Source organism: Paraburkholderia sediminicola (assembly GCF_046027825.1).
Classification (GTDB): Bacteria; Pseudomonadota; Gammaproteobacteria; order Burkholderiales; family Burkholderiaceae; genus Paraburkholderia; species Paraburkholderia sediminicola_D.
In genome coordinates, this window is the sequence record NZ_JAQQDU010000072.1 from 19,686 (window position 1) to 44,301 (window position 24,616).

Annotated in this window: 21 protein-coding genes; 9 read left to right on the plus strand and 12 right to left on the minus strand. The window is 62.0% G+C overall.

Annotation, left to right across the window (positions count from 1 at the left end):
- Positions 1–6: 6 nt before the first annotated feature.
- Positions 7–1,176: a GNAT family N-acetyltransferase gene (locus tag PQQ96_RS30380; protein ID WP_408299487.1), complete on the minus strand. Its 1,170-nt coding sequence runs from the start codon at positions 1,174–1,176 to the stop codon at positions 7–9.
- A 133-nt stretch (positions 1,177–1,309) separates the two neighbouring features.
- On the opposite strand from PQQ96_RS30380, the gene PQQ96_RS30385 reads away from it, so the two are divergent.
- Together PQQ96_RS30385 and glnK are read left to right on the plus strand one after the other, a co-directional pair.
- The gene (locus tag PQQ96_RS30385) at positions 1,310–3,010 is read left to right on the plus strand and encodes an NAD+ synthase (protein WP_408299458.1); all 1,701 of its coding nucleotides are present in this window, start codon (positions 1,310–1,312) and stop codon (positions 3,008–3,010) included.
- A 145-nt stretch (positions 3,011–3,155) separates the two neighbouring features.
- A complete protein-coding gene (gene glnK / locus PQQ96_RS30390; protein WP_006048444.1) occupies positions 3,156–3,494 on the plus strand; it encodes a P-II family nitrogen regulator in 339 nt (112 codons plus the stop codon).
- A 275-nt stretch (positions 3,495–3,769) separates the two neighbouring features.
- On the opposite strand, the gene PQQ96_RS30395 is transcribed toward glnK, so the two are convergent.
- From PQQ96_RS30395 to PQQ96_RS30415, 5 genes are all read right to left on the minus strand, one after another.
- Positions 3,770–4,924 carry a porin gene (locus PQQ96_RS30395; protein WP_408299460.1) on the minus strand — a complete coding sequence of 385 codons (1,155 nt, stop codon included), beginning with the start codon at positions 4,922–4,924 and terminating at the stop codon, positions 3,770–3,772.
- Between the two features lie 591 nt (positions 4,925–5,515).
- Positions 5,516–6,295 (minus strand): ABC transporter ATP-binding protein, encoded by a 780-nt coding sequence (locus PQQ96_RS30400; protein ID WP_408299461.1) that lies wholly within the window; start codon positions 6,293–6,295, stop codon positions 5,516–5,518.
- A 46-nt stretch (positions 6,296–6,341) separates the two neighbouring features.
- A complete protein-coding gene (locus PQQ96_RS30405) occupies positions 6,342–7,055 on the minus strand; it encodes an ABC transporter permease (RefSeq protein WP_408299463.1) in 714 nt (237 codons plus the stop codon).
- Complete coding sequence (locus tag PQQ96_RS30410) at positions 7,052–7,741, minus strand: ABC transporter permease (protein WP_408299465.1); 690 nt, start codon at positions 7,739–7,741, stop codon at positions 7,052–7,054. Before PQQ96_RS30410 ends, PQQ96_RS30405 begins: the two co-directional genes overlap by 4 nt.
- Before the next feature lie 383 nt (positions 7,742–8,124).
- The gene (locus tag PQQ96_RS30415; RefSeq protein WP_408299467.1) at positions 8,125–8,901 is read right to left on the minus strand and encodes an ABC transporter substrate-binding protein; all 777 of its coding nucleotides are present in this window, start codon (positions 8,899–8,901) and stop codon (positions 8,125–8,127) included.
- Positions 8,902–9,489: 588 nt separating this feature from the next.
- On the opposite strand from PQQ96_RS30415, the gene PQQ96_RS30420 reads away from it, so the two are divergent.
- Complete coding sequence (locus PQQ96_RS30420; RefSeq protein WP_408299468.1) at positions 9,490–10,200, plus strand: pirin family protein; 711 nt, start codon at positions 9,490–9,492, stop codon at positions 10,198–10,200.
- A gap of 174 nt (positions 10,201–10,374) precedes the next feature.
- Here the strand turns inward: PQQ96_RS30420 and PQQ96_RS30425 are convergent, their stop codons facing one another.
- Complete coding sequence (locus tag PQQ96_RS30425; RefSeq protein WP_408299470.1) at positions 10,375–10,902, minus strand: Spy/CpxP family protein refolding chaperone; 528 nt, start codon at positions 10,900–10,902, stop codon at positions 10,375–10,377.
- Between the two features lie 220 nt (positions 10,903–11,122).
- Between PQQ96_RS30425 and PQQ96_RS30430 the strand changes: the two genes are divergently transcribed.
- Together PQQ96_RS30430 and PQQ96_RS30435 are read left to right on the plus strand one after the other, a co-directional pair.
- Positions 11,123–11,848 (plus strand): response regulator, encoded by a 726-nt coding sequence (locus tag PQQ96_RS30430; RefSeq protein WP_054035058.1) that lies wholly within the window; start codon positions 11,123–11,125, stop codon positions 11,846–11,848.
- Positions 11,832–13,148 carry an ATP-binding protein gene (locus PQQ96_RS30435; protein WP_408299472.1) on the plus strand — a complete coding sequence of 439 codons (1,317 nt, stop codon included), beginning with the start codon at positions 11,832–11,834 and terminating at the stop codon, positions 13,146–13,148. Before PQQ96_RS30430 ends, PQQ96_RS30435 begins: the two co-directional genes overlap by 17 nt.
- A 141-nt stretch (positions 13,149–13,289) precedes the next feature.
- Here the strand turns inward: PQQ96_RS30435 and PQQ96_RS30440 are convergent, their stop codons facing one another.
- Together PQQ96_RS30440 and PQQ96_RS30445 are read right to left on the minus strand one after the other, a co-directional pair.
- Positions 13,290–13,556, minus strand: coding sequence for a double-stranded DNA-specific endonuclease (locus tag PQQ96_RS30440; RefSeq protein ID WP_201074934.1), 267 nt, complete (start codon positions 13,554–13,556; stop codon positions 13,290–13,292).
- 186 nt (positions 13,557–13,742) lie between these two features.
- Positions 13,743–15,434: a sensor domain-containing diguanylate cyclase gene (locus PQQ96_RS30445; RefSeq protein ID WP_408299474.1), complete on the minus strand. Its 1,692-nt coding sequence runs from the start codon at positions 15,432–15,434 to the stop codon at positions 13,743–13,745.
- Positions 15,435–16,160: 726 nt separating this feature from the next.
- Here PQQ96_RS30445 and PQQ96_RS30450 point away from each other — a divergent pair.
- On the plus strand, positions 16,161–17,912 hold the full coding sequence (locus PQQ96_RS30450) for an ABC transporter permease (protein WP_408299476.1): 1,752 nt from the start codon (positions 16,161–16,163) through the stop codon (positions 17,910–17,912).
- 23 nt (positions 17,913–17,935) lie between these two features.
- Positions 17,936–19,282: an ABC transporter ATP-binding protein gene (locus PQQ96_RS30455; protein ID WP_408299477.1), complete on the plus strand. Its 1,347-nt coding sequence runs from the start codon at positions 17,936–17,938 to the stop codon at positions 19,280–19,282.
- Between the two features lie 63 nt (positions 19,283–19,345).
- Here PQQ96_RS30455 and PQQ96_RS30460 read toward each other — a convergent pair whose 3' ends face one another.
- From PQQ96_RS30460 to PQQ96_RS30470, 3 genes are all read right to left on the minus strand, one after another.
- Positions 19,346–19,873 carry a hypothetical protein gene (locus PQQ96_RS30460; RefSeq protein WP_408299479.1) on the minus strand — a complete coding sequence of 176 codons (528 nt, stop codon included), beginning with the start codon at positions 19,871–19,873 and terminating at the stop codon, positions 19,346–19,348.
- Positions 19,870–20,466: a hypothetical protein gene (locus tag PQQ96_RS30465; protein ID WP_408299480.1), complete on the minus strand. Its 597-nt coding sequence runs from the start codon at positions 20,464–20,466 to the stop codon at positions 19,870–19,872. Before PQQ96_RS30465 ends, PQQ96_RS30460 begins: the two co-directional genes overlap by 4 nt.
- 400 nt (positions 20,467–20,866) lie before the next feature.
- The gene (locus PQQ96_RS30470; protein ID WP_408299482.1) at positions 20,867–21,928 is read right to left on the minus strand and encodes a sigma-54 interaction domain-containing protein; all 1,062 of its coding nucleotides are present in this window, start codon (positions 21,926–21,928) and stop codon (positions 20,867–20,869) included.
- Between the two features lie 447 nt (positions 21,929–22,375).
- On the opposite strand from PQQ96_RS30470, the gene PQQ96_RS30475 reads away from it, so the two are divergent.
- Positions 22,376–22,645: a hypothetical protein gene (locus PQQ96_RS30475; protein WP_408299484.1), complete on the plus strand. Its 270-nt coding sequence runs from the start codon at positions 22,376–22,378 to the stop codon at positions 22,643–22,645.
- A gap of 313 nt (positions 22,646–22,958) precedes the next feature.
- A complete protein-coding gene (locus PQQ96_RS30480) occupies positions 22,959–24,356 on the plus strand; it encodes a sigma-54-dependent transcriptional regulator (protein WP_408299485.1) in 1,398 nt (465 codons plus the stop codon).
- Positions 24,357–24,616 lie beyond the last annotated feature (260 nt).

Sequence of the window (24,616 nt, forward strand, 5' to 3'; positions counted from 1 at the left end):
TGCGCTTCAGCCTTTGAACGGATTGTGTTCGCGCAGCTCGTCCACATAGGCGTGGATGCTGTTCTTTTCGTTATCGAGGAAGTGGCCGACCGCATCGGCGAAGGCCGGATGCGCGAGCCAATGTGCCGAGCGCGTGACAGTCGGCAGAAACCCGCGCGCCATCTTGTGCTCGCCCTGCGCGCCGCCTTCGAACGCGCCGAGCTTCTCCTCGATGCAGAATTCGAGCGGCTGGTAGTACGCCGTTTCGAAGTGCAGGCAGGGCACATGTTCGAGCGCGCCCCAGTAACGGCCGTACAAGGTGCCGCCGGTTTTCTCCTCGCGTTGATACACCACGAGCGAGCTGGCAATCGGCTTGCCTTCGTATTCGGCGATGACCAGCAGCAGATTTTCCGGCATCGATGCGCCGATCATCCGGAAGAAATCGAGGTTCAGATAGGGACTCGAAAAGTGCTCGCGATAGGTTTGCCGATAACACTTGCTGAAGAAGCGCCAGTCGGCGTCCTGGATATCTTCGCCGCGAATCCGGCGCATCGTCACACCGGCTTCCTGCACCTTGCGACGCTCGGCGCGGATGTTCTTGCGCTTCTTCTGTTCGAGCGTGGAGAGGAAATCGTCGAAGTCGCGATAGCCGTCGTTCAACCAGTGGAACTGCACGCCTTCGCGCAGCATCATGCCCATGTCGGTCAGCGCGCTCGCCTCCGTTTCGGTTGGAAACAGCACGTGCAATGACGACACGTCGGCCTGCTCGGCGAACGCCATCAGCGTGGCCGCCAGATGCCTGAGCGCATGCGTATCCGCCGATAACAGCCGGTTGCCTTGCACCGGCGTGAACGGCACCGCGCAGAGCAGCTTCGGGTAATACGGCAGACCGTTGCGTTTGTACGCATCGGCCCACGCCCAATCGAAGACATACTCGCCGTACGAGTGCCCCTTCAGATACACGGGCGCGGCCGCCGCGAGCTTGTCCGTGCGCGGGTCGGTCAGCGTGACGAATTGCGGCGCCCAGCCGGTATCGGCGACCGCACATCGGGTCGCATGCAGCGCGCTCAAAAACTCGTGCCGCAGAAACGGCGTGGGTTGCGTTTGCTGCGCGAGGAGGGCATTCCATTCCGCGGCATCCACCTCGGAGGGCGACGCCAGAATGCCCGTGCGATAATCAAAGCGTTCCTGGTTCAATCTGTGTGACTGTTCCCAATGAGCGACGCCAAGCGTGGTGCGATGCGTCGCTCGTTTATCCGATTTGTCCGTTCCGTCGAGCTTAACCAGCCGCGGTACTCGCAAGCCACCTGGCTTGCCTGTCGATCCTGCCATGAAGACCCGAATCGCTCTTGCTCAAATCAATGTCACCGTCGGCGATTTCGCCGGCAATGTCGCGAAGATTGTCGCTGCCGCGCGCGCTGCGCACAACGATGGTGCGAAACTGCTGATCGCGCCTGAACTCGCGCTATCCGGCTATCCGCCCGAAGATCTGTTGCTGCGTCCCGCGTTCTACACCGCGAGCGCGGCGGCGCTTGCCGACCTGGCTACGCAATTGAAGCCTTTCGCCGGCTTGCATGTGATCGTCGGCCATCCGCTGCGCGACTTGACGCACAGCACGGCAAACGGCCATGGTAATGCAAACGCGCCGATCGAGCGTGGCGTGCCGCCGGTCGATACCTTCAACGCGGCCTCGCTGATCGTGGACGGGGAGGTGGTCGGCACCTATCGCAAGCAGGATTTGCCCAATACCGAGGTGTTCGACGAGAAGCGCTACTTCGCGTCCGACCCGAAGCCGTTCGTGTTCGAACTGGACGGCGTGAAGTACGGCGTGGTGATTTGCGAGGATGCGTGGCACGCATCGGCCGCGCAAATGGCGAAGGCCGCCGGTGCGCAAGTGCTGCTGATTCCGAACGGCTCGCCGTATCACCTGAACAAGGAGGCGGTGCGCTTCGACATTCTGCGCGCGCGGATTCGCGAGACCGGTTTGCCCATGGTCTACGTGAACATGGTCGGCGCGCAGGACGAACTGGTGTTCGACGGTGGCTCGTTCGTACTCGACGAGAACGGCGAACTGGTCGCAAAGATGGCGCAGTTCGAGGAAGGCAACGCGATTGTCGAGTTCGACGGCGGCAAACCGGTGCCTACGGCGGTCGCGCCGGAGCTCTCGCTCGAAGCGCAGGTGTACGCCGCGCTCGTGATGGGCGTGCGCGACTACATCAACAAGAACGGTTTCCCGGGCGCATTGATCGGCCTGTCGGGCGGCGTGGACTCGGCGCTGGTGCTGGCTGTCGCGTGCGATGCGCTAGGCGCGGACCGCGTGCGCGCGGTGATGATGCCGTCGCGCTATACCGCCGACATTTCAACCACGGACGCCGCCGAGATGGCGCGCCGCGTCGGCGTACGTTACGACGAAATCGCGATCGCGCCGATGTTCGACGCGTTCCGCGGCTCGCTTGCCGAAGAGTTCGCCGGCCGCGCCGAAGACGCCACCGAAGAAAACATTCAGGCCCGCATCCGTGGCACCTTGCTGATGGCGCTGTCGAACAAGTTCGGCTCGATCGTGCTGACCACCGGCAACAAGAGCGAAATGGCGGTGGGCTACTGCACCCTGTACGGCGACATGGCCGGCGGTTTTGCGGTGATCAAGGATATCGCCAAGACGCTGGTCTACAAGCTGTGCCACTACCGTAATCAGGCCACCACGTTCGACAAGCAGGACGTGATCCCCGAGCGGATTCTGACGCGCGCGCCGTCCGCTGAACTGCGCGATAACCAGACCGATCAGGACAGCTTGCCGCCGTACGAAGTGCTCGACGCAATCATGCGCATGTACATGGAAGAGGACCGCTCGCTCGCGGAAATCATCGCGGCGGGCTACGCGGTCGACGACGTGAAACGCGTCACGCGCCTCATCAAGATCAACGAGTACAAACGCCGTCAGGCGCCGATCGGTATTCGCGTTACGCATCGTGCGTTCGGGCGCGACTGGCGTTATCCGATTACATCGCGCTACACCGAGCCGGTGGAGTAAGAAGCGAACGGTTGCTGCGGACTTACCCCGTAGCAGACCAGAAGCGCGCGCCGGACCGCCGGACCGCCGCAAGGCATCCGGCGCAGCGTAGAATAAAAATCATCCATTTGCCTTTCAACCTTCCAATCACGAGACGAGGTCCGCCATGAAGCGCATCACTGCAGTCATCAAACCGTTCAAACTCGACGAAGTGCGCGAGGCGCTTGCTGAAGTCGGCCTCACAGGGTTGACCGTGACCGAAGTCAAAGGCTTCGGGCGGCAAAAAGGCCACACCGAGCTTTATCGTGGTGCAGAGTATGTGGTCGACTTTCTGCCGAAAGTGAAGATCGAAGTGGTTGTCGCGGACAACCAGTGCGATCAGGTGATCGACGCGATCATCGGGGCGGCGCGTACCGGCAAGATCGGCGACGGCAAGATTTTCGTGGCGGACGTGGAGCGTGTGATCCGGATTCGCACCGGCGAGGAAAACGAAGCGGCGGTTTGAGCGGCCTGACTTCTCGAACTTGAAGCACAGGGTTCAAGCGCCGGTATTGCTTATCGTATTCCTGTTGCCTAGCACGCACCGCGACGGTGCGCGGGGCAGTGGCAAAACCGCGCGCTCAAATAAAAAACGGTGCGATACCCTTTCGGACATCGCACCGATACGCGCCTCTCGCAGCAGCGTGAAAAAGATTCTCTTGAAGAACTCGTTACTACGCCCCGAAGGAAGTCCCCTTGGGGGGCGCCCCCAAGGAAAACCCTTCGGGGCACACCGTTCGATTAGAACGAGTGCTGAATACCTGCGTACACGCCCGACTGCTGGTGACCCGGCAGCGGGTTGTCCGTTGCGGTGGACGTGCCAGCGTTGTCCGCATTCAGACCGAAGTTAGCATTCTTGCTGTTGCGGGTCGAAGCGATCTGGAGATCCAGCAACGTGCGCTTGGACAGGTTGTACGAACCGCCAATCGTGTAGATCGTTGCGTTGCCCGCGCCATTGTTGCCGTTGACGTGGTACACCGCTGCGATCAGCGCTGCAGCCGGCGTTGCTTGCCACGTCACACCGCCCCATTCGTGATCGAGCGTGGTCGGCTGGCCCGGCAGAACGCCCGTTGCACCTGCAGAACGGACTGCCTGGAAAGCGCCCTGAATCTTGAACTGGCCGAGGAACACGTTCACAAGAGCCGAATATTCGCGCGATGCCGCGAACACGCCGGTGGAGATGTTAGCTGCATTGGCCGGAGTAGCAGCAGCCGGACCATACAGGGCACCGTTGGCCGGGTTGCGGATTTCGTCATACAGGCCGCGAACCTGGAACAGCGAGCTCGTGTAGGTGACTTGTGCGCCAGCTTCGCGACCTTGCGGGGTCGTGCCGTTGCCGTTCCAGCTCGTTGCGTTCGACAGGGCGTATTGACCGTAGAAGTCAAAGCCTGCGACCTTCGGCGACTGGTACGAAATGTTGTTGCTCGATTGCGGCCAGTTGCGGCCACGCACCAGCGACGCCGACGACCAGTTCGATTGACCGAACGGATCGAAGTCCCACACGCCGTTCGAGATGAAGAGTTCGCGACCCAACAGCAGCGTACCGAAGGCGTCGTTCGACATACCGACCGTTGCCCAGCGATTGAAGAGACCGCCACCGCCAGGGCCTGCGCCCGTCATGGTGTTGAAGGAGCCTTCCAACTGGAACAGGACCTTGTTGCCGCCACCGATGTCCTCAACGCCCTTCATGCCCCACAGGCTGGTACCCCAGTCGCCGCTTTCTGCTTTGAAACGGTTCGTGCTGCCAGTGGCCTGGCCGTTTGCACCGACGCCTTGCGGAACGCCCGACATATATTCCAAGCCAGCGTCCAGGCGGCCGTACAGCGTCACGCTGCTTTGGGCGTGCGCAACTACACCGGCTGTCATTAGCGCAGCGGCGAGCAAAGCTTTCTTCATCTTCTCCTCCATACCCTGTCAAAAAGTGAAACCCAGTACTACGAATGGTGTTCGGACGCAAGCGCGCCGAACAGAAATCGGTACCAGGGAGATTAGCGGGTGGATTGGGTCTCCTGCCGTGACGGATAGCCTCAGCGGGCTATTCTTCGCGCCATGCCGATCCCTCGCCGACCGGTTCTCCTCTGTTGCTTTGAAGTGAAACTACTTTTAATGAACTTTGTTTTGCTACTTTGGTTACTAATTTATCAAAAATACACTTCAGTGGGAGAAGAAATTAGTACCGGCTTAGGTCGGTGTCTCCAAATTGCAATACGAATGTGTGCATGGAATCGTTGCGATATCCCCAAAATGGCAGGAAACCCTTATGCGGTAAGGGAATCACGGATTGGGACGAGCAACGTCAAGGATTGCCACTATTGACGCTTCAAATGCGGCAGAGTATGGCGAAAGAGGGTGGGTCGGGCTATGTTCGGGCCCATTTTCGAGGCCAGAACGGCCGGAATGTGCAGGTGAGCGAAGTAAAAAAGGCGCTCGTAAGCGCCTTGTAATGTTACTTTAACTACAGCCCAAATACCAGGCTGACCAACAGTCTTATTTGAGGCTGCCGGAGAGGAACTGCTTGAGCCGTTCGCTCTTTGTGTTCTTGAAGACTTCGTCCGGATGACCTTCTTCTTCCACGCGGCCTTGATGCAGGAACATCACGTGATTCGACACGTTGCGCGCGAACGCCATTTCGTGGGTGACGACGATCATCGTACGGCCCTCTTCGGCGAGCGTCTGCATCACCTTGAGTACTTCGCCGACCAGTTCGGGGTCGAGCGCGGAAGTTGGTTCGTCGAACAGCATCACGTCCGGATGCATGGCCAACGCGCGCGCGATCGCGACGCGTTGCTGCTGGCCGCCCGACAGATGCGACGGGTATTGCTTCTCGAGACGCGGCGCGAGGCCCACTTTCTCCAGATACTGGCGTGCGCGCTCTTCGGCTTCCTTGCGCTTCAGACCCAGCACGTTGACCGGTGCCTCGATGATGTTCTCGAGCACGTTCATGTGCGTCCACAGGTTGAAGTGCTGGAACACCATCGACAGCTTGGTGCGCACGCGCTGCAACTGCTTCGGATCGGACACGCGCAGCGCGCCGCCCTTGCCGATCTGCGTGCGGACTTCTTCGCCGTCGACAAAGATGCGTCCGGCGTTCGGCTGCTCGAGGAAGTTGATGCAGCGAAGCATCGTGCTCTTGCCCGAACCGGACGAGCCGATCACGCTGATCACGTCGCCGGCGTTGGCCTTCAGCGACACGCCCTTGAGGACTTCGTTGTCGCCGTACTGTTTGTGAAGCTCGTCGACGAAGAGCTTTTGCTTCTTGGTGTTCATCAGGATCCTTAGCGGGCTTACTTGCTTGGGGCGGGAGCCCTTCTTATTACTTGCCTTGCGGCCGCAGGTAAGCGAGCCAGCGGTGCTCGGCGCGGCGGAACAGCCACACGAGCGCAAACGAAATGCACAGATAGAGCAGGGCGGCGATGCCGAACGCATTGAACGACTGATACGTGGCCGAGTTCACGTCGCGCGCGATCTTGAGAATGTCCGGCACGGTCGCGGTGAACGCGACGGTGGTGGCGTGCAGCATCAGGATCACTTCGTTGCTGTAGTACGGCAACGCGCGGCGCAGTGCCGAGGGCAGAATCACCCGCCGGTACAGCGTGAACGACGACATGCCGTAGGCGCGCGCGGCTTCGATCTCGCCATAGGGTGTGGCCTTGATCGCGCCGGCGAATATCTCGGTGGTGTACGCGCAGGTGTTCAGCGTGAACGCGAGTAGCGTGCAATGCATGCCGTCGCGGAAGAACGCGTTGGTCAGTTCGTGATTGCGGATGATTTCGAGGCTATACAAGCCGGTGTAGCAGAGCAGCAGTTGCACGTACAGCGGCGTGCCGCGGAATACATAGGTATACAGCCAGACTAGGCGGGCGAGCCATTTCTTCTTCGAGACCCGTGCGACCGCAAGCGGAATGGACAGGCAAAAGCCCAGCCCGATCGACACGACCAGCAGCCATAGCGTGATCACGACGCCGGTGAGTCGATAGCCGTCGCTATAAAGATAGTTGCGCCAGTATTCCTGAATGATCTCGATCATAGATCCGCCTTTCGCACGCCAGTCGAGTAACGCTTTTCGAGGTACATCAGCACGAAGTTGGACACTGTGGTGATGACGAGATAGATCGCCCCTGCGAGCAGGGTGAAGAAGAAGAATCGCAGCGTGCCCTTGCCGGCGTCCTGCGAGGCTTTGACGACGTCCGCGAGACCGATGATCGACACCAGCGCCGTGGCTTTCACCATCACCTGCCAGTTGTTGCCGATACCGGGCAGCGCGAAGCGCATCATTTGCGGGAACATCACCCGCGAGAACACCTGCCAGCCGGTCATGCCGTAGGCTGCGCCCGCTTCGAGCTGGCCGCGCGGCACGGCCAGAAACGCGCCGCGGAAGGTCTCGGTGAAGTACGCGCCGTAGATGAAGCCGAGCACGGCGACACCGGCCACGAACGGGTCGATATCGATCTGATCCCAGCCGAGCAGGTCGGTCAGGTTGTTCAGCCAGATCTGGATGCTGTAGAACAGCAGCAGCATCAGCACCAGGTCGGGCACGCCGCGCACGAGCGTCGTGTAGATGGTGCCGACACTATGGGAGACGCGATTCTTCGACAGTTTCGCCGCCGCGCCGAGCAGACCCAGCACGAAAGCGAACGCCAGCGACAACACCGCCAGTTTGACGGTTTGCCAGGTGCCGTTGAGAAGCAGCGGGCCGTAGCCTTGAAGGAACATATGGGGTCCTTGACAATGCGTTTGCGACGCACCGCGAAAGACGCGGCCAGCTCTGCGCCGCGTTTGCCGCGAGCCTGGGCTCGCTGGTTCCTGCGGCGCACAGCGCACCGCTGTGCAAATCATGACTGCATGACCGTTGCCGGCCTTGCAGCGCGCTTTTCGACTCTCGTTCTGAATCGGGGTTGAAGCTGGTTCTGATGCTGCTTTTGAAACAATGACTGACTGTATTACGAAGCCTCGGGAAAGCCCATGCGGGCGAGCCCCGAGTTTCGCGGGTGCTGCAAGTTGCTAGTTGCCTGACTGGTTGCCGGGCTGGAGGCCCGCTCAGCGATCAACCCGGCGAGCGGCCCATGACCGGTGTAGTACGCCGCTCAGTCCCTCGCTCAGTGACCAGGATAGATATCGAAGTCGAAGTACTGCTTTTCGAGCTTCTTGAACGTACCGTCCTGATGTACTTGCGCCAACGCCTGGTTGAACATCGCCTTCAGCTCGACGTCATCCTTGCGCAGGCCGATGGCCGTGCCTTCACCGATCGTCCGTGGGTCTTTCACTTCCGGACCAGCCCAGGCGAAGCCTTTGCCGCGCGGCGTCTTCAGGAACCCGGCGTCGGCTTGCAATTCGTCTTGCAAGGCGGCGTCGAGACGTCCCGAAGCGACGTCGGCGTACACCTGATCCTGATTCTGGTAGGACACTACGGTCACGCCTCTGGGCTCCCAGTACGCTTTGGCGAAAGCCTCCTGAGTCGAGCCTTGCTCGACGCCGACGCGTTTGCCCTTCAGCGATTCAGCCGTCGGCAGCAGGGGCGAGCCGGCTTTGGCGATCATGCGGGCCGGTGCGTCGAACAGCTTGTCGGAGAAATCGATCTGCTCGCGGCGCTTGTCCGTGACAGTCAGCGACGACACGATCGCGTCGAACTTCTTGCCCTTCAGCGCCGGGATGATCCCGTCCAGATCCTGCTCGACCCACACGCACTTGACGTTCATTTTCGCGCACAGCGCTTTCGTCAAATCGACGTCGAAGCCGACGACCTGGCCGCTGGGCGCGATCGATTCGAACGGCGGGTAGCTGGCGTCCACCCCGATCCGCACGGTTTTCCATTCTTTCGCCGTGGCGCCGGTGGCCATGACGGCAAGCGCCACGCACAGTGCGGCCTTCTTCATGTTTCTCCTGGATCAAACTGATCGTCGTGGTGTGCCGATCTCGACGACCGCCGGCTCGTGGCCGGCCGTCGCTATTCTAGGCGGTCAAAATTGTCGCGCCGCGTATGGGTTTGCTTCGATTCCGCTACGGCCCTGCTTCGGTCTCGCCGATGCCTTTTCGACGTATCAAGCGAGATTGGCGAGGGGTGAAACCCGCGGCTGCCCCTTCGCGGCTCAGGCTGCCGGGCCCGCCGGCGCGCCTTGCGCGCCCGCGCGTCTCGAAAAGGGCGGTATTTTACCCGAACAGGGGCGAGGCGCCAGTGCGGGACGCAGCCGGCTGCCGGTGGGCGGGCGCATGCGTTGTGCATGCGCGACGGTGTCGGGTCGCGGCCGCGTTGTTCTTGCATGCGCTCATTCGCGGTAATGATCGACCCACGGACGACCGATATGGCGAGCAGGGCCGCCGGTAGCCGATCTGGCCTTGCCGCACGCCCTGCAGGCGCACGATTGCACGGATTTATGAAACGATCTGATGTGCCTTTGTCGATTGTTTAGCGCGCTTCGCGCCCATACATTCTCGGCATCGCTAATTACTCACCGGAGATCCCCATGATCGAGATTCGCCGTTCCGACGAACGTGGCCACGCCAATCACGGTTGGCTCGACTCGTATCACAGCTTCTCGTTTGCCGACTATCGCGACCCGCAACACGTGCATTTCGGACCGCTGCGGGTGATCAACGAAGACCGTATCGCCGGCGGCCAGGGCTTTGGCACACACGGCCACCGCGACATGGAAATCGTCACGTATGTGCTCGAAGGCGCGCTTGCGCACCGCGACAGCATGGGCAACGGCTCGACCATCCGTCCCGGCGACGTGCAGCGCATGAGCGCCGGCACGGGCGTGCAGCACAGTGAGTTCAATGCGTCGCAGGACGAGGCGGCGCACCTCTTGCAGATCTGGGTGATCCCGCAACGCGCGGGCGACCAGCCAGGCTACGAGGAAAAGCGCTTCGATGACGCCGACAAGCGCGGGCGTCTGCGCGTGGTCGCCTCGCCCGACGGCCGGGACGGTTCTGTCACGATTCATGCGGATGCCTCGATCTATGCGGCGTTGCTCGACGGCGCGGAACACGCTACGTTCGCGCTGCCGAAAGGCCGCCTGGCGTATGTGCACGTGGCGCGCGGCGCACTGACTGTGAATGGCGAAGCGCTCCAGGCTGGCGACGCCGCCAAGCTCAGCGAGACCGATACGGTGACGCTCGAAAAGGGCGAGAACGCCGAAGTGCTGCTGTTCGATCTCGGTCCGCTCAACGGGTAAGCGCGCATACGCGCGGGTAAGCGCCAATCGCCAGTCGCGCACGCAACGAGGAGCTTGGCTCGAATCAGCGAGCCGCACGCAAACAAAAACGCCACGGAAAACCCTCCGTGGCGTTTTTGCATTCGGGAGGCAGCCGTGCAGGCTGCCTCCCGCCCCCCGTCTTTGCTGTGCGGCTTACTGATTAGCAGCCGGCGCCGACGCTGCACCCTTCTTATGCTCCCAGCGCTCGTGCATTTTCTGGTGACGCGCTTCCATCTTCGCAAAACGCTGTTTCAGCGCCGTGCTGACGGTAGTCTTCTGCTGGTCGTTCAGCCCGTTATAGAAGCTGAGCCACGCGTCCGAGGTTTGCTGACGCAGTTGCGCGTCTTTCTGCTCGACTTGCTGGTGCGCGGCAGCCATGGCGTTCAGGTCCAGAATCGGCTGCTGCTGCGCGGCCTTGAACTGGTCCTTCATCTGTTGATGGTTGGCGCGCATGGCCTCGTGGTTCTGCTTCATCGTGTTGAGCGCGGCTTGCCATTGCTTTTCCTGATCCGCGTTCAGCTTCAACTGGTCGTGCAGTTGCGTCAGTTCCTTCATGAAGTGCCCATGCCAGCCGCCGGGGCCGCCTTGACCGGCGGGTTGTGCGGCATAGGCAGCGCCCGCACCGATGGCGAGGGCAGTGGCGGCAACGGCGAGAACGCGCGACATTCTTTTGGTGGACATGTAAGACTCCCTGTAATGGAATAGCCGACGATGCAACCGGTGATAAAGGACGGCCTGCATTCGGTAAGTCACAGCGTAGAGAACTGTGCCCGGCGCTGTGTTACGTGGCTTGATGCGGCTATTACGGGTCATTACGTGCGCCTTTCACGGTAACACCCGGTAACCCTTGACGGCCGTCTGAAATCGAAAACCCTTCCTGCTGCGCGTTAAACTTCATCCCATGGCTACTCAAATACTTGTTGTTGACGACGACGTCGAATTACGCGATCTGCTGCGCGACTATCTGGCCCGTCAGGGCATCGAAGTCTCCGTGCTGCACGACGCGGGCACGCTCGAGCGCAGGCTCGAACGGGAGCGTCCGGATCTGATCGTGCTCGATCTGATGATGCCGGGCGTAGACGGGCTGACCGCGCTGCGCAAGCTGCGCGCGTCGGGCGACGACATCCCTGTGATCATGCTCACCGCACGTGCTGATGACGTCGACCGCATCGTCGGGCTGGAGCTCGGCGCGGACGACTATCTCGGCAAGCCGTTCAATCCGCGCGAGCTATTGGCGCGCGTGCAAGCGGTGCTGCGGCGCCGCCGCACGCTGCCGTCGGCGGCGGCGCCGGAGCAGCGCGAGCCGTTTAACTTCGGCCGCTTCACGCTGGATTTCCAGTCGCGCACGCTGCATCTCGAAGACAAGCCGCTCACGCTGTCGGGCAGTGAATTCGCGCTTCTGAAGATTTTTGTCAATCACCCCATGCGCACGCTCACCCGTGAGCGCCTGCTCGAACTGCTGCATGGCCCGGAATACGACGGGACCGACCGTGGCATCGACGTGCAGGTGTGGCGTCTGCGCCGCATTCTCGAAACCGACCCGTCCACGCCGCGCTTCATTCAAACGGTGCGCGGGCGCGGCTACGTGTTCGTGCCGGATGGCGAACAGCATGCGCCGGCCCATTGATTCGCTGTTCGGGCGCCTCGCGCTGCTAGTTATTGCGGTGTTGCTGCTGTCGCATTTCGCGTGGTACGCGCTGATGCGGCTCGAGCGCAGCCAGTTGCAAACGCGCTACGCAGTCGAGGAAGCCACTTTCCTCGTCGACGCGGTGCGCCAGCACGTCGCTCGCACGCCGGACCAGCCCTTGCCGTCGCGCGTCAGGCTGGTCGATCCGGCGAGCCCTGACGTGCCGCCGGAAAGCGCGGGTCTGCCGGCGCCGATGGAACGTTTCATCGAGGACGTGCGCGATCGCATGCCTGCCGGCACCCAGGTACGGGTTGGCCCGCCAGGCCGTCCGCCCACGCTGTGGGTGCGAGGCGCCGCGGATCGCAGCTGGATCGTGGTGCCGGTGCAGCCATTGCGCCCACCGCGTTCGCTCGATCGCACGGTGCTGTGGCTCGCGATCATTTTCTCGTTCGCGGTGATGGCGGCCCTCTTTGCCGCATGGGCGCTGCAGCAGCCGTTGCGTTCGCTCGCCCAGGCGGTGGCGCGCTTCGGCCGCGGCTTGCCGGTGCCGCCGGTGCCGGAGCGTGGTCCGCGTGAACTGCGGCAGTTGACGCACGGTTTCAACCAGATGGTTCAGGAAGTGGCGCGTACGGAAAACGACCGGGCCGTGATGCTGGCCGGTGTCGCGCATGATCTGAAAACGCCGCTGGCACGCTTGCGGCTGCGCGCCGAAATGATGGAAGAAGTGAAGATGCGTGACGGCGTCGTGCGCGACGTCGATTCGATGACGCATATCGTCGAACAGTTTCTGATGTTTGCGCACGACGGCGCCGATCGGAGCGAAGCGGTCGAAGCGGACGAGCAGTGCGAGCGCGTGGTGCGCAGCTATCGCGCGGTGGCGGCGGGTGCGCCCACTGTGCAGACCGAACTCAACGCGGGGCCGGGTTTCCTGCTGCCCGCGGCGACGCTCGACCGGATTCTGTCGAACCTGTTGGACAACGCCCATGCCTACGGCGCGCCGCCGATCGTTGTCGCCACGGCGCGCACGGCGCAAGGGTTCACGCTGTCGGTGAGCGACAACGGCAGCGGTATCGCCGCACAGGATCTGATCAATGCCAGCCGGCCGTTCGTTCGGCTCGACCCGGCACGCGGCGGCAACGGTCACAGCGGGCTGGGGCTCGCGATCGTCGAGCGTCTGGTGCGGCGGGCGGGCGGGGAGTGTGAGATCGGCAACCACGGCGGCCGTGGCTTGCGGGTCCTGATGAGCTTTCCGTTCGAAGTGGTGCCGCGCGTCACGGCGGTCTCGGAAAGCGCCTGGTAGTTTGGGCGGGGCAGCGGCGGCAGGCACCTGCCCCGCTGCATCCATGCCGCCCTGCGATGTCCGAACGCAATGTTCGGAATGCGGCGTCCGTAAGTCGATATTGAATGCGCCGTCTGGACTGCGTGTCCGGCAACCGTTGCGCTAATCAGTAAACAGCGTGTTCAACGCATTCGCCGCGTCACTGTCCACGGTATTCCACGTTACCGTTTCGGCTTCGAAGATGTAGTGCGTGGTGTACTTGCCGAGACGCGCGAGTATCTCTTCCTGAATCAGTTCCGGTGCAACATCCAGTTTCAGATACCACGTAGTCGACGACAGGCGCGTCTGGAACGCGCCGTATTCGGCCAGCAGATGGTCGAATGCGTCAGCATCCTGATCGCGACAGACAATGACCAAATTTCCCTTCATGCGAATCTCCCGTTAGAGCGGTAGCGGCAACCTCAATGTCAGGGTTGATGATACCTGCTTCGTTACGGGACGCCCGAGGCCGGGACTTGCTTTGCATCAGCTACCGCACTTATCGGGGCGCCGATTGCGCCGAGGCGGGCATTGAGCTTAAGCGGCGACCGGCGCGCTAGCAGGCACCACCAGCCATCACCAGGCGTTGACCACCGTCCGCGCGGGCGGCGCGGTGTCGTCGGGCGGAAGCGCTTCGATGCGGTCGCGGCCGCCCGTCTTTGCTGCGTAAAGCGCCATGTCGGCGCGGCTCATGATGCGCTCGGGCAGATCGTCGGGTGAGAGTTCGGTGATGCCGATGCTCACGCTCAAACCCACCGAGGCCGGCAATTTCGGCGAAGGAATCGCCTTCAGGCGCAGGCGCAAGCGTTCGACGACTTCGCGGCCCCCCGCCAGATCCGTGGCCGGCAGCAGCAAGCCGAATTCTTCTCCGCCCAGCCGGCCAATCGCGTCGGCGCCGCGCAGTTCTGCGCGGCACGTGTCGACGAAATGTTCGAGCGCGCGGTCACCGGCGGCGTGGCCGAAGCGGTCGTTGATCTGCTTGAAGTGGTCGAGGTCGGCGATCGCCATGCACAGCGGTTCGTTGCTCGCATGCGCACGTTCGATCTCGTGGCGTAGCAAGTCGAGGAAGTAGCGTCGCGACAACGCGCCGGTCAACGCATCGTGACGCGCCTCGGCCGAGAGCAGCGTGTTGGCCGATTGCAATTGCTCGGCAAGATCGCGCGTGGCGCGATGGTGGCGCCGCTCGCGCACGTACGACACGGTGATCACCCACGCCAGCGCAACGGTGCCGGCCAGCGTCAGAAACACCAGCAGATGGTCGCGCTTGTGATTGCGCAGCAGCTCGGGCCAGGCCGCGAGCGGATCGACCAGATGCGCCGACAGCCCCGAGTTCAAGCCGCTGCGTGCCTGATACAGCGATGGCGCCGGCTGCACGCTCATGCCGAACAACTGCCCGGCCACGGCGGTGGGCACCCACGGTGCCTGTTCGCGCACCTGCGCGTCGACCTGAATCTGTATGTCGGGGAGGATTTCGCGGCGATAGATGGTCATGCGCTCCTCGGCGCTCATCTGCGTGACGCGCGAGTTCGGCAGCGCGTGACCTTCGAGCGCGCTGTCGTGCGCCATGATGATGACGCCGTGTTCATCGGCGACAAAGGTGCCGGCGTGCGCGACCCAGTGGCGCAGCCGCGCGATCCCCACCTTGGCCACCACGGCCCCGACCAGCAGGCCGTCGGCATACACCGGCGCCGCGATGAAAATGCCCGGCTCGCCGCTCGAGCGGCCCACGCCGTAGGCTTCCGAAAACGCGCCGAGTAGGGCATTCGTCAGGTAGCTGCGGGTGCGCATGTCGACGCCGACGAAGGAGCTTTCCGCGGCGAGCGGGTTGTTCACGGAGTTGCTCGATGCAACACAGGTGCCGTTGGCGTTGACGAGCCAGATCTGATCGAGCCCGGAGAAGCCTTGCGCGTCGTGCAGGAAGTTGCTCACGGCGGTCATCTGCGGGTCTTTTAACAACGTGGCGCGCAGAGCGGGTTCCGTCGCCTGGCCGTTCGCGGCATAATTCTGGGATTGCACCAGCGCGCGCTGGACCACGTCCATTTCGGCCATGGTTGCGGGGATGGCCCGAGACATGGCGAGGTCGCTGGCGATCACCTCTGCCATATTGTCGACGATCGACGTGGACATCTGGCGCTGCGTGCGCAAGGCCGCGTCCAGCTCTTGCTGTACCATCCGGTCCGCGACCATGCCGGCCACGAACCAGCAAACGAGCACGATCAGCGCGAAGCTGATCGGTCCGGTTGCCTGGCGCAAGGTTGTCCTGTTCATCGACCCTCTGATTCGTCTGGCTGTGACATGCAACTAGCTCATTCGTGGCAGCGCGCTGGCGCTGGTTCGCCCCTGTGGAAGCGGCTGGCGATACGCCCTCGGTGCGGACCGCGCTGCGGCCCGGTGCGACCGTAAAGAGGCGTGTCGTCTCCTGATTTTAACCGTCATGGGGCCTGACGCCACCGTTATTGCGGGAATGCGAAGTGTGTCCGCCTTGCCCATCAGGTTCTTAACGGCAGTGCGTCAGCTTTCTGAATGGCTGCGCGGGTTTTCCGGGAGGGGCGTGAAATGCGATCCCGGCCGCAATTGAAATCGCTGGGAAAGTAGCTGGCGCATGACAGTAGATGACTCGCTGCACCAGGTGGTCGATGCTGGCTGAAGGCCGCTGGTGGGGCGTACACCGCTATTTACTGCTATTTGGCGTGAAAGGTTGTGCCTGAAACATAGGATGGTGTAGTGTCGTGCCGTCCAAAACAAGGAAAGCTCGCCTGCCTTCGGGCGGCGCCTGCGGCGACAGGGGAGTCCGGCTGCGCGGTAGTGGTCCCAGGCGGCTTGCCGAGGACACGTCCGTCACCGTTCCACGAGTCGCCAACGCTAACGATTTACCGCGCACATGCGTTTTGCCATGCCTGATTTCCGCTTTCCGGACCAATCTTCAGACTGCCGCGCCGAAGCCGCGGCCTCCTTGGTGCATTTGAACATTTGTAATAATAGGGAGGACGCCTGATGGACTTCAGTTTCGACCTGAAACGCACCGCCAATGCTTCGGCGTGGCGATTGCTACCTAACGGCTGGGATTTCGTCGCCTTCCCGTTGATCATCTGCGTGATCGCGATGGCCGCCATTGGCTTTCATCAGACGCTAGCGCCGATGTCGACGCTGAAGACCCAGGTCATCTCGCTCGACCCGTCGAACCTGCCTGAATACGCGATGCGCACCACGCTGCGCATGCTGGCGGCGATGGTCGCGTCGCTGACCTTCACGCTGATCTACGGCACGCTTGCCGCGAAGAGCCGCCGCGCGGGCCTCGTGCTGGTGCCGATTCTCGACATCCTGCAGTCGGTGCCGGTGCTGGGCTACATTTCGTTTACGGTCACGTTCTTCCTCGCGTTGTTCCCGGGGCGCGTGCTGGGCGCGGAGCTCGCGGCGATTTTCGCGATCTTCACGAGCCAGGCGTGGAACATGACCTTCAGCTTCTATCAGTCGCTGCGCACGGTGCCGCGCGATCTGGATGAAGTCTCGCGGGGTTTCCATCTGACGGGATGGCAGCGTTTCTGGAAGCTCGAAGTGCCGTTCTCGATGCCGGGCCTCATCTGGAACATGATGATGTCGATGTCGGGCGGCTGGTTCTTCGTGGTGGCCTCTGAAGCCATCACGGTGGGCAACAACACGATCACGCTGCCGGGAATCGGCGCCTATCTGGCGCAGGCGATCTCCGACAAGAACATGCACGCGATCGGCTGGGTGATTCTGGCGATGACGGTCGTGATTCTGGCCTACGACCAGTTCCTGTTTCGACCGCTCGTCGCGTGGGCCGACAAGTTCCGTATGGAAACGACCAGCTCCGGCAATGCACCGGAGTCGTGGCTGCTCGACCTGATCCGCCGTACCCGCCTGATTCACCGTCTGCTCGTGCCGATGGGCTGGGTCTTCGCGAACGCCGCGCGCGTGCCGCTCCGTCTGCCGGCATTCGACCGCGTCCGCTTCGCGATTCCGCAGCGCCAGAAATCGTCGCGTGTGGGCGACATCGTGTGGGGGATTGTGGTGATCCTCCTTACCGCGTATGTCGTCTATAGCGTGGTGGCCTATGTGCGCACCGGCGTGACGCTTGGCGAAGTGGGCCACGTGTTAGTGCTTGGCCTGATCACACTGCTGCGCGTGGCGCTGCTGATTGCGATCTCGTCGGTGATCTGGGTGCCGCTCGGCGTGTTGATCGGCCTGCGTCCGGCGCTTGCCGAGAAGATCCAGCCGCTCGCGCAGTTTCTGGCGGCGTTCCCGGCGAACCTGCTGTTTCCCGTGTTCGTGATCGTGATCGTGCGCTTTCACCTGAACCCGGACATCTGGCTGTCGCCGCTGATCGTGCTCGGCACCCAGTGGTATATCCTGTTCAACGTGATCGCGGGCGCCAGCTCCTACCCGAACGATTATCGCGAGGCGGCCACCAATTTCGGCATCCGCGGCTGGCAGTGGTGGCGCAAGGTGATGCTGCCGGGCATCTTCCCGTACTACGTGACGGGGGCGATTACCGCATCCGGTGGCGCGTGGAACGCGAGTATCGTCGCCGAGTTCGTTCAGTGGGGCGATACCAAAGTCGTCGCGCACGGTCTGGGCTCGTACATCGCGCAGACGACCGCCGCGGGCGATTTCCCGAAAATCATTCTCGGCATTGCCGTGATGTCCCTGTTTGTGACCTTGTTCAACCGCCTGCTGTGGCGTCCGATGTACGCCTATGCCGAGTCCAAGCTTCGGCTCGATTGACAGTAAATTTAAGGCAAACCGCGATGCAAAATCCTAAAGCTGCCGTAACCGCCGCGCCGGTCCAGACTCCGCCGATGCCTCCGCGCCTCGGTGAAGAGATTCTGTGCGTCAAGGACGTGTGCAGAGGGTTCAACAAGACTCAAGGTGAGTTGCTTGTCCTCGACGATGTGAACCTGTCGCTGCGCGAAGGTGAAATCGTCGGCATGCTGGGCCGTTCGGGCTCCGGCAAGTCGACGCTGTTGCGTATCATCGCCGGCCTGATCGAGCCGACCGGCGGTGACGTAACGTATATGAGCAAACCGCTCGATGGCCCGGCGAAGGGCGTCGCGATGGTGTTCCAGACCTTCGCGCTGTTCCCGTGGCTGACCGTGCTGCAGAACGTGGAAGCGGGTCTTGAAGCGCAAGGCGTGGGTGCGCGCGAGCGTCGCGAACGCGCGCTGGCCGCGATCGACCTGATCGGTCTCGACGGTTTTGAAAACGCATATCCGCGCGAGTTGTCGGGCGGCATGCGTCAGCGCGTTGGCTTTGCACGGGCGCTGGTGGTCGATCCGACGCTGCTGCTGATGGACGAGCCGTTTTCCGCGCTCGACGTGCTGACCGCCGAAACGCTGCGTACCGACCTGCTCGACCTGTGGACGCAAGGCCGCATGCCGATCAAATCGGTGCTGATCGTCACGCACAACATCGAGGAAGCGGTGTTCATGTGCGACCGCATTCTGGTGCTGTCGTCGAACCCGGGCCGCGTGATCGCCGAGATCAAGGTGCCGTTCAAGCATCCGCGCAACCGGCTGGATCCGGCGTTCCGCCGCCTGGTCGACGAGATCTACGCCAAGATGACCGCGCGTCAGACCGACGAAGCGACCAAGAAGGGGCTCGACCTCGGCAGCTGGCTGCCGCATGTGTCGACCAACCTGATGGCTGGTCTGATCGAAACGCTGGCTGCCGCGCCGTACCACGGCCGCGCGGACATGCCGGAAATCGCCCGTTCGCTGCATCTGGAGGTGGACGATCTGTTCCCGGTCGCCGAAGTGCTGCAGCACCTGGGCTTTGCGGACGTGCGCGAAGGCGATATTTTCCTGACGCCGCCGGCACGCGTGTTCTCTGAATTCGGCACCCAGGAGCGCAAGATGATGTTCGCTGAACATCTGCTGCGCCACGTGCCGCTCGCCGCGCGGATCAAGAAGGTGTTGAACGAACGGCCGGGACATCGTGCACCGCGCGTGCGCTTCGAGCAGGAGCTGGAAGATTTTCTGTCGGACAGCGCCGCGGAAGAGACACTCGACGCAGTGATCAACTGGGGCCGTTATGGCGAGATCTTCTCGTACAACGACCAGACGGAAATTTTCAGTCTGGAAGACGTGGAGTCTTAAATCCGGTCGAGTTGATTGAGACGCTTCAGGCAAAAAGCGGCAGGGGAGACCCTGCCGCTTTTTTTATTGCAGATTGCCCCAGCGTTCGACCGCCGGTTCCGCCGAGGCCCACTTCCAGCCCTTGTCCTGCTGACACGCGCTCGCCGTGTACCAGTCTTCGTGCGCGTTCGGGCCGTCGCCGTCCTGTACCGAGAACACGAAATCCTTGCACAGCGCGAGCGCCGAGCTGAACGCGCGCGTCACGCGCACCTGGCCGTGGCCGTTCTCGATCGGCAGCGTGTGCTTGACCGCCCAGGGCCGCGTCTCGCCGACCGGCATCGCACCCGCCAATGCGGCGATCATGTTCTGCTGATCGCCGTGCATGGTGCGCATGTAGCGGTTGACGGCTTCGTCGGTCGCGGCCTGCACGGCGATACCGACGCCGATGCCGACTGCGGGGTTGGTGGTCACGAGGCCTGATGCGACACCGGCCGCAGCACCGCTCACTGCGCCGACCGACGAGCAGCCGCTCGTCAGCAGACTGGCTCCGATGCATAGCGCACCCGCCAGCACGAGCCGCAGCCGGTTGCCGGAAAGCGTCGCCGCCCTCATTGCAGCGCGCCCCAGCGTTCGGTAGCGGGTTCGGCCGACGCCCATTTCCAGTTGTCGCCGTCACGGCAGATCGACGCGACATAGAACGCACTGCTTGCCGGCACATTCTTGGTGGCGGTCTGATCGACCGAGAAGACGATTTCCTTGCAGTCGAGCGCGCCTGTGCTGATCGTGCGGCTCACGGTGACGCGGCCGTGTTCGTCGTCTTCGATCGGCACCGAGTGGGTCACGCTCCACGGTGCGATCGCGCCGACATCGAGCGGTCCGGCGATTTTGGCGATTCCGTCCTGCGTATTCTTATGGACCACGCGCTCCGAGTACTGCACGCCCGCGCGGGCTGCGGCCACTGCGCCGAGACCGATGCCGGTAGCGACTGCCGCATTACTGGTGACTTTGGCCGCGATTGCGGCGCCTGCGATACCGGCGCCGGCGGTGGCGCCTTCCGAATAGAACGAGCTACATCCGCTTAATGCCGACGAGATCGCTAAGGCCAGTGCGACGAGCGCGGTTGTATTCGGACGTCCGCGTTTGGCCGCTTTAGACGCTTTGGCTGTTTGCTTTTCCCTGTTGACCCACACCATACTTTTTTGCATTTCCCTGTCTCTGCTCCTGCAAGTGTCCTTCGCTTATGCAGCGTTCAAACACGCGAAGCACGTGTATGAATGGTGCGTGAGCGAAAGGCACGTCTTTCTCATCGTTGCACTATGCGCTGCCGCATTTTGCAGGATGCCATTTGTAATTGGCAGTGGGAAAGTGCAAGCAATTGCAAAAGATGGTGCGAGTCAAATCGGTTTCTGGTGAGAAGAAGCCGATTTGATTGGTGGTGCGAAGGGATTAATTATGAGATGACAGGTGCGCAAAAAAGGGCCGTTTCAGCAGAGCAGGGGAGGCATAACAAGCGCGAGGAGGATGCAAAAAGTAGACGGCGAGCACGCAAACAACACCCGCGAACACCCGCGCACGCGAACGAACCGCGTGAGCGCCTGGCACCGCTTATTGCTCGGTTTCTTCGTCCGCGCCTTCGTCGCCGCCGTACACGCTCAAGCGGTTGTACAGCGTCTTCAGACTCACGCCGAGCGCTTTGGCCGCGCGCCGCTTGTCGCCGCCGCAATATTTGAGCGTGCCGAGAATGATCTGCTTTTGCGCATCCGCGAGCGGGGTGCCGATCCACACGCTCATCGCGTCGCCTTGCGTCACGGGCTTTTTCACGCGCGACGCGAGATGCGGATGCGGCAGCTCGACCGTCTTCTCCGCGAGAATGAACGCGCGATACACGGCGTTCTTCAACTCGCGCACGTTGCCCGGCCACGACCATGTCCGCACGGTTTCGATCGACCGTTTGCTGAAGCTCTTGCTTGCGCTTTCCTGCTGATTCAGCAAGGCGAGGAAGTGTTGCGCGAGCAGTTCGCGATCGCTCTCACGCTCGCGCAACGGCGGCGCGCGCAACGGAAAAACCGCGAGCCGGTACATCAGGTCTTCGCGCAGACCGTTTTCCTTCACCGCGATCGCGGGGTCGCGATTGGTCGCCGCGATCACGCGCACGTCGGCGCGAATCAGTTCGCTGCCGCCGACCCGAAAAAACGTGCCGGTCTCGAGCGCGCGCAAGAGCTTCACCTGGCGCACCGGCGCCATTTCCGTGATTTCGTCGAGAAACAGCGTGCCGCCGTTCGCATGTTCGAAGTAGCCGATACGGCCTTGGACCGCGCTCGTGAAGCTGCCTTTTTCGTGGCCGAACAATTCGGCTTCGATGAGTTCGTCGGGAATCGCGCCGCAGTTCACGGCGACGAACGGTGCGTCCTTGCGGCTGCTTTGATCGTGAATCGTGCGGGCAATCAATTCCTTGCCGGTGCCGGATTCGCCGATGATCAACGCGGTCGCGTCAGTGCTGGCGACGCGTTCGATCTGTTCATACAGATCGAGCATCACCGGCGACGAGCCGTACAAGAGCCCGTACGATTTCAGTCCCGCGATGCCGTCCGCGACGCGCTGCTTCGCCTGTGCCGAAGCATTGCCGCCGGCGGAGACGGTCGGCGAGTCGAGGTCGGTTGACGCCATAAACGGGGAATCCTGGGCAAAAGAGGTTCGGTGTCGCGGCGCGCAGGCCTTGGAGCGTGACGGAACCGTGCGGCCACTATCTCACAAAAATTCGATTTAACCACTTTGACCCCGCTTCCGGCAATCCATGTGACGGTCGGTGAAATGGCCCGGCGCAGGCTCGGTCGAAAGTGCCTGAGTCCGTGCCGGCAACGAATGAGAGCGGCAAATTTACCGGGCACGGCGTTTGCGGCGTCCATTCGATATGCGTGTGCTCTTGCGCGACTCAGTTCAAAGCGCGCAGCGGCGCTACCGAGCCGCGACCGTCAATACCGAACGCTGACGGCGGCGCAAACTTGCGGCGCTCGATCGGCATTGCCGCGGGCGCCGGTCTCCTGCCTGGCGTTCTGAACACGGGCTAACACGCAATGCTCGACGCATCCGTTTGACGACAACAAGGAGTTCACGATGGGACGACCCAAAATTGGCATCTTCGGCGCACTGATAGCCCTCGGTGGGTTTCTGGCTGTACGCTACGTGCAGCGAAATCGTGCCGCGCAGGTTCCGGCGGCGCGTGAACTGAGCCGGTGGGAAGACGAAGGCGGCACGGTGGCACCGCCGTCCGGCAGCGTGACGGTGGCGAGTACTGGCCCGTCTACGCCAGATATGGCACATGGCGCAAATGGCTCGGCACGTCCAAACGGCAAAGACGACGCATGGCCGTTTCCGCACAGTTGAGGGCCGCGATGACGACCTTGCGTACGCGGCTGCGCCGACGTGTCGCTTCGACAAGCGGCGCCGGGCGCGCATACAAGTTTGGCTCGATAAAACCGTATAATAGGTAAATGGACAACAATGCTGCGCAGTATCGCGTCATTTTGCTGTAGATTGTTGCGGCATTGAGTCAAATCAGGGGCGGCGCTGTTGCGAAGACGTTAGTGTGTACTCACATCTGAGCGCACACGCGGCGCAGCGGCGAGCCGTCGACCTGCTTTTTCAGCATGCGGTTTTGCATGTTCCTCCATCCACGCTTTCAGGTTTTCGAGACGCGATGCCACACGTACTGATTGTCGATGACGATGCCGGTACCCGCGAGGCGCTTTCCGCCATCATCGGGGAAGACGGTCTGACTACCGCCACTGCGGGCGATTTGCGCGAAGCGCGCATTCAACTGGTCCGGCAGATGCCAGACGTGGTCTTTACTGACCTGAAGCTGCCCGACGGCAGTGGGGTCGATCTGTTTGAAGATCTCGATCCACGCTCCGGCGTGGAGGTGATCGTGATTACTGGGCACGCCACGGTGGAGTCGGCGGTCAATGCGTTGAAGATGGGCGCCACCGACTACCTGGTGAAGCCGATCAACATGCAGCGCGTGAAGGCGATCCTGTCGCGCTTACCGCGCGCCGGCGACCTGAAGGCGGAAATTGGTACCTTGCGCGGCGAGTTGCGCCGCATGGGCCGTTTCGGTTTGATGCTCGGAAATTCACCGGCCATGCAGGAGGTCTACGACCAGATTGGCCGTGTTGCGCCGACGGCGGCCTCGGTCATGCTGGTCGGCGAATCGGGCACCGGCAAGGAAGTTGCCGCCCAGACGCTGCACCAACTCAGCTTGCGCCGTAAGCATGCGTTTCTCGCGGTGAACTGCGGCGCGATCTCGCCGAACCTGATCGAATCGGAGATGTTCGGCCACGAGCGCGGCTCGTTCACCGGCGCGGACCGTCAGCACAAGGGCTATTTCGAACGTGCGAGCGGCGGCACGCTGTTCCTCGACGAAATCACCGAAATGCCGATCGAGTTGCAGGTGAAACTGCTGCGCGTGCTGGAAACTGGCATGTTCATGCGAGTTGGTACGACCAAGGAAACCGAAACGGACGTGCGCGTGATCGCGGCGACTAACCGTGATCCTGAGCAGGCGGTGATGGAAGGCAAGTTGCGGCTCGATTTGTACCATCGCCTGAACGTGTTTCCGATCACGTTGCCGCCGCTGCGCGACCGGGGTAAGGATGTCGAGTTGCTCGCGCAGGCGTTCCTCGATGAACTGAACGAGCGTCATAGCACGAAGAAGCATTTCCCGGCCTCGGTGAAGGACATGTTGATGACGTATCCGTGGCCGGGCAATGTACGCGAGCTGAAGAATTATGTGCAGCGCGCACATATCATGTCGGGGCAGGATTCGGATAGTACGGCTACGGTGCCGTTGCAGATTACGTTGTCGAAGCCGGCGGCTGGCACGGCTATTACGATTCCGTTTGGGACTTCGCTGGCCGAAGCGGATCGGCAGTTGATTCTGGCTACGCTTGAGCAGTGTGGTGGCGTGAAGACGCGTGCTGCTGAGATTCTTGGGATTAGTTTGAAGACGCTGTATAACCGGCTCGTTGAGTATGGGAATGATGCGCGGGAGGACGGCGATGCGGCCGATGAATCGCGTGCGATTGGGGGGGCGGTTTAAGATCAAGTGGTTTTTTGCCTGCGCGGCGCTTGTTGTCTGTTTGCCTAGGTCGTTGGGCTTTGCTGCTTGTTCTTTTTGCCTTCGCGGCGCTTTGTTTCTGTGTGCCTGTGGTGCTGGCCTTTCCTTGATTTGTTATTGGTCTTATTAGCGTCGCCCCTGTGCGGGGCGGGCACCTACTTCTCTTTGCCGGCCGCAAAGAGAAGTAAGCAAGAGAAAGCGGCTCCAACCGCAAATTCTTAAGCGGGTCCCCTGGCTTGGAG